This is a genomic window from Pedobacter sp. 01N416, assembly GCF_056399685.1.
In genome coordinates, this window is sequence record NZ_JBFTRT010000413.1 from 1 (window position 1) to 4,679 (window position 4,679).

A 4,679-nucleotide genomic window follows, 5' to 3' on the forward strand; every position below is an offset into this window, starting at 1 on the left:
GTTTCGGATCCAATCCTGTAACCAAAAACCAGCGCATGCTCAACCCCGATGGTTCAGCAAATATCGAACGTACGGGCCTGCCCTGGTTTAAGTTTGATGATACCTACACCCGCTTGGTTACTATGAGCTGGCCGCGTTTTTTCTTTGTCATCCTTCTTGCCTACCTCGTTGTAAATACAATTTTTGCTGTTTTATATAATGTTGTGGGTATTGAAAATTTAAATGGTGCCAAAGGTGTAACGCTTCGTGATCAGTTTTTTGATGCCTTTTTCTTTTCTGCCCAAACCATTTCTACCGTGGGTTACGGCCATATTTCGCCACAGGGTTTTGTTACCAGTGTGCTTGCCGCTTTCGAAAGTATGTTGGGTTTATTGGCCTTTGCACTTGCTACAGGTTTATTGTATGGCCGTTTTAGCAGGCCCACCTCAAAAGTAAGCTTCAGCAAAAAAATGGTGATTGCCCCTTACGAGAAAGGACATGGATTGATGTGCCGTTTGGTTAACCTCCGCCGTAATCAATTGATAGAGGTCGAGGTGCAGATGGTGATGTCGTACAACGAAACCATTGATGGCAAACATGTTCGTAGGTTTTATCCTTTGCCATTAGAGCGCAGTAAAATCGGCATCCTATCTTTAAACTGGACTTTGGTACACCCCATTACAGAAGAAAGTCCGTTTTTCGAAAAATCGTTAACCGAGCTGCAGCAGGCCGAAGTAGAAGTTTTTGTAATCCTCAAAGCTTTTGATGATACTTTCTCGCAGACCATCCACACCAGAACCAGTTATCAGGATGAGGAAATTGAAATGGATGCCAAGTTTGATAAAATGTATTACCATAACGAAGAAGGCAAAATGGTGATGGATTATAGTAAATTGGATAAGGTTACACCGACGGCATAAGGCCTGATTTTCATTTTCGATTTTTTTGGAAAGCAATGGTAGTGATAATCGGTTGCGATAGTCCCGTTATTCGCTTCAATCTTTTTGTGGTGCTGTCATCCTGAGGCACGAAGGATCTGTTTCATAGGCTGCAGATAGCAGGATATTTAAGTTTGCTGCAAACAAAAAGGATTTTCGCTGCTACCGGGTTTAGGACGGTCTGGTCTGTGCTAAATATGACTACCCCGTCTTTCAGGCACCCCTCCAGAGGAGGGGAATTACCCCTCATCGTCTCTATGCGATTTGCATTCCCCTCTTTCAGAGGGGTGTCAGCAGGACGTGTTTCAGCGACCTGTAAAATCCACGAGCTCCTTGTATAAATCCAGGTAAACTCAAAGTTATGGGTCTTCGACTCCGCTCAGACTGACAATTATTTTAGTTTAAATCTCTACTTAACCTTGGACCCTAAACGCTATCGCGATTTACCTTAAGCCTTAAACCCTCTACCTTAAGCCTTAATCAGCGGATTCTTCTCTTTTGCAAACAAATCAAAAACCTTTTTATCTACAAAAGCTGGGAAGAGTTTATTCATCCAAACGGCTAATTTCCCTTGTCCGGTCATGATTAAAGTCCGTTTACGTTTTTCGATACCGTCAGCAATAATGCTTGCTACTTCTTCAGATGTCATCATTTTGCCTTCATCCATACTGGTTTCGCCATGTGCAGCACCATCTTTTGATAAAGCGGTTACCCTAATGTTGGAAGCAGTAAAACCAGGACAGGCCAATAAAACGTTTACCCCGGTTTTTAGTAATTCGGTGCGTAGAGATTCCATAAATCCGTTCATTGCAAATTTAGAAGCTGAATAACCCGTTCTGCCCGGCAAACCCCGGTAACCTGCAATTGATGATATCCCCACTACCGTTCCTTTGGTTTTTAAAATCTCTGGCAAAGCATATTTGGTACAATAAACCGTCCCCCAAAAGTTCACATCCATCAGGTTTTTAAGCACCGATAAATCCAGATCGTTAAACAGGGCACGCATAGATAATCCGGCATTATTTACCAGAATATCAATCTTTTGAAACGAAACCAAAGCTTGTTTGATAATCAGTTCACAATCTGCTTCTTTACTTACATCGGCCTGAACTGCTACAGCTCTAATGTCATATCTTTTCTCCAGATCTGCAGTAATTTCGCAAAGGGTTACATATTGACGGGCAGCTAAAACCAAATTGGCACCACGTTTAGCAAATTCTTCGGCACAAGCTTTTCCGATTCCGCTCGATGCACCAGTGATGATGATTACTTTATTTTTTAGGTTCATATGTAGTATCAAGATTTGAGTATCAAGTATCAAGACTTGATACTGCTTTCATTAGTTTGTTTTAAAGTAGTTTGTGGCCGCAGCAACTTGGTCTGTATTAATAATATCTGCACCTAAGTCATGTAGTAATTTCCAGCAAGCCTGATTATCTGGTGCGCCCCAAAAACGAAAGGGTTTACCTAATTTATGTGCGTTGTTAATCAGTTCTGTCAATTTAGCTTTATCAGCTTCCGAAATTTCACCAATACCTTTCCATTTAGAATAAGTGGCAAAATTATCGCTGATCATGGTTATTTTCTTCAGGTCTTCCGGGCTGTAGTTTACATTTGGTAAGCCATCAAAAAACAGGTGAGTATATTTATGAAATGTATTTGCAGCAGGTCGGTTGCCGCTAATCACAACAACGGTATTTCTCCCCTGTCTGTCAAAGTATTTCTGGTATTTTTTCAGATTTTTCCGCAACAAGCGATATGTCGAATCCCAGTCACCTTTAACATCGATCATCAATTGGAAAGTATAATATTCCTTTTCGGCCGATAAGGCTTTAATCTGTTTTAAATACAATTGCGCTAATGTATTACCCGCTTTGATTTCTTTTTTACTATGCGCCACCATTAACGAATTGCCAACTACAAAAACATCGGCTTCAATAGAGAAAACGCGATTATTAACCGCATCAATAAAAGGTTTTTCGTGAGTATAATCATTATGGGAGTGGATCTTAACCTGCGCTTTGGCGAATAATCCAGATAAAACCAGGGCTAAGAAAACGAAAAAATGCTTTACCATTATTTCATCATTGCAGTTTCGTAAGGCACGCGGGTTACAATCGATCTGCCCAATGTAATTTCATCGGTATATTCCAGCTCACCGCCAAAAGCAATACCTCGTGCAATGGTGGTTACGGGAACATTAAACTCCTTTAATCTTTTGTACAGGTAAAACAATGTGGTATCGCCCTCCATATTCGGACTCAATGCTAAAATTACCTCTTTAATCCCTCCTGCTGCCATTCTGGCTACTAGTCCATCAATAAACAGATCGGAAGGGCCTACGCCATCCATGGGAGAAATTAAGCCTCCCAAAACATGGTAAACCCCAAAATATTGACCTGTATTTTCGATCGCCATTACATCGCGGGTATCTTCAACCACACAAATGGTTTCTTTATCGCGTTTTGGCGAGGTACAGATCTCACATACCACATAATCGGAAATGTTATGGCAAGTGCTGCAATGTTTAATATGCTGCTTAAGTTTTATAAAAGTATTGCCAAACTGGTTTACCTCCTCCTGCTCTTTGTTTAAAAGATGTAATACCAAACGTAAAGCTGTTTTTTGCCCTACACCAGGAAGTTTCGAGAATTCGTTTACCGCATCTTCGAGCAGCTTGGATGAAAAATTCATATTACAAAAATAGGTAAAATGGTTTGTTAGTTCAATAGGCCTAGTTCAGTTGTTTATTGGTCAATAGTTTGATAGTCCATGGTTGATGGCTTAGTTGTTTATGGTTAAATTGCTTATTAGTTCGATAGTCTGCTTGCTTTAGAGCGCCATGCTTATGCTAATCGGCTATTAACTATTGAACCATAGGCCATCAACCAAATAGCAAAACTAAACCCATTGACATTAAATCCGAATTTCTTACATTTATCAGCTTAACACAAAACTATGTCTCCAACCATTCTCTTATGTTTTCTGATCGGTTATTTTTTACTGCTGATTATTATTTCATTCGTAACCTCAAAAAAATCATCTGATAATTCTACTTTCTTTATCGCCAACCGGAATTCTAAATGGTATTTAGTTGCCTTTGGGATGATAGGAACCGCACTTTCGGGTGTTACTTTTATATCAGTGCCCGGAGAAGTTGGCGCACCCAGTGGGAACCAGTTCCAATATTTCCAGTTCGTTCTGGGCAATGCAGTTGGTTTTATTATCATCGCCACAGTTTTGCTTCCACTTTATTACCGGATGAATTTAACATCCATTTATAGCTACATCGAAAAGAGGTTAGGTCATTACAGTTACAAAACGGCAGCATCGATATTTTTATTGAGCCGCACTTTGGGATCAGCAACAAGATTATACCTCGTAGTGATTGTTTTACAGCGTTTTATATTCGATAATTATGGCGTTCCGTTCTGGTTAACGGTTTTAATTTCGTTGGCACTGATCTGGTCGTACACCTTTAAAGGTGGCTTAAAAACCATTATCATTACCGATACACTGCAAACTTTTTTCCTGGTGCTTTCGGTTTTTCTCACTATTTATTTTATTTGCAACAGTCTTGATTTCAATATTCCACAGGCATTCGAGACCATAAAAACCAGCAGTTACTCGAAAATATTCTTTCTAAACGATTTCCTAACCAATAAATTCTACTTTAGCAAACAGTTTATCGGCGGTATTTTCGTTACCATCGCCATGACGGGTTTAGATCAGGATCTGATGCAGAAAAACCTGAGCATGGGC

Annotated in this window: 5 protein-coding genes; 2 read left to right on the forward strand and 3 right to left on the reverse strand. The window is 40.1% G+C overall.

Annotated elements, in window-relative coordinates:
* On the forward strand, positions 1–899 hold an 899-nt coding region (locus AC1DND_RS20165), incomplete at its 5' end, for an ion channel (RefSeq protein WP_477584351.1).
* A gap of 487 nt (positions 900–1,386) precedes the next feature.
* On the opposite strand, the gene AC1DND_RS20170 is transcribed toward AC1DND_RS20165, so the two are convergent.
* The 3 genes from AC1DND_RS20170 to recR are packed head-to-tail and all read right to left on the reverse strand — an operon-like array spanning position 1,387 to position 3,611.
* Positions 1,387–2,205 (reverse strand): SDR family oxidoreductase, encoded by an 819-nt coding sequence (locus AC1DND_RS20170; protein ID WP_477584353.1) that lies wholly within the window; start codon positions 2,203–2,205, stop codon positions 1,387–1,389.
* A 51-nt stretch (positions 2,206–2,256) separates the two neighbouring features.
* Positions 2,257–2,994, reverse strand: a complete 738-nt coding sequence (locus tag AC1DND_RS20175) for a PI-PLC domain-containing protein (RefSeq protein ID WP_477584355.1) — start codon at positions 2,992–2,994, stop codon at positions 2,257–2,259.
* Entirely contained in the window at positions 2,994–3,611 is a 618-nt protein-coding gene (gene recR / locus AC1DND_RS20180; protein ID WP_029278016.1) for a recombination mediator RecR, read from the reverse strand. The genes AC1DND_RS20175 and recR overlap by 1 nt, the downstream gene beginning before the upstream one ends.
* Before the next feature lie 264 nt (positions 3,612–3,875).
* Between recR and AC1DND_RS20185 the strand changes: the two genes are divergently transcribed.
* Positions 3,876–4,679 (forward strand): sodium:solute symporter family transporter (locus AC1DND_RS20185; RefSeq protein ID WP_477584357.1); only part of this gene is annotated, 804 nt, incomplete at its 3' end.

What these genes read in the sequence shown, in the direction of transcription:
- AC1DND_RS20170 (WP_477584353.1), bottom strand. Translation starts at nt 2,205, where the DNA reads ATGAACCTAAAAAATAAAGTAATCATCATCACTGGTGCATCGAGCGGA.
- recR (WP_029278016.1), bottom strand. Translation starts at nt 3,611, where the DNA reads ATGAATTTTTCATCCAAGCTGCTCGAAGATGCGGTAAACGAATTCTCG.
- AC1DND_RS20175 (WP_477584355.1), bottom strand. Translation starts at nt 2,994, where the DNA reads ATGGTAAAGCATTTTTTCGTTTTCTTAGCCCTGGTTTTATCTGGATTA.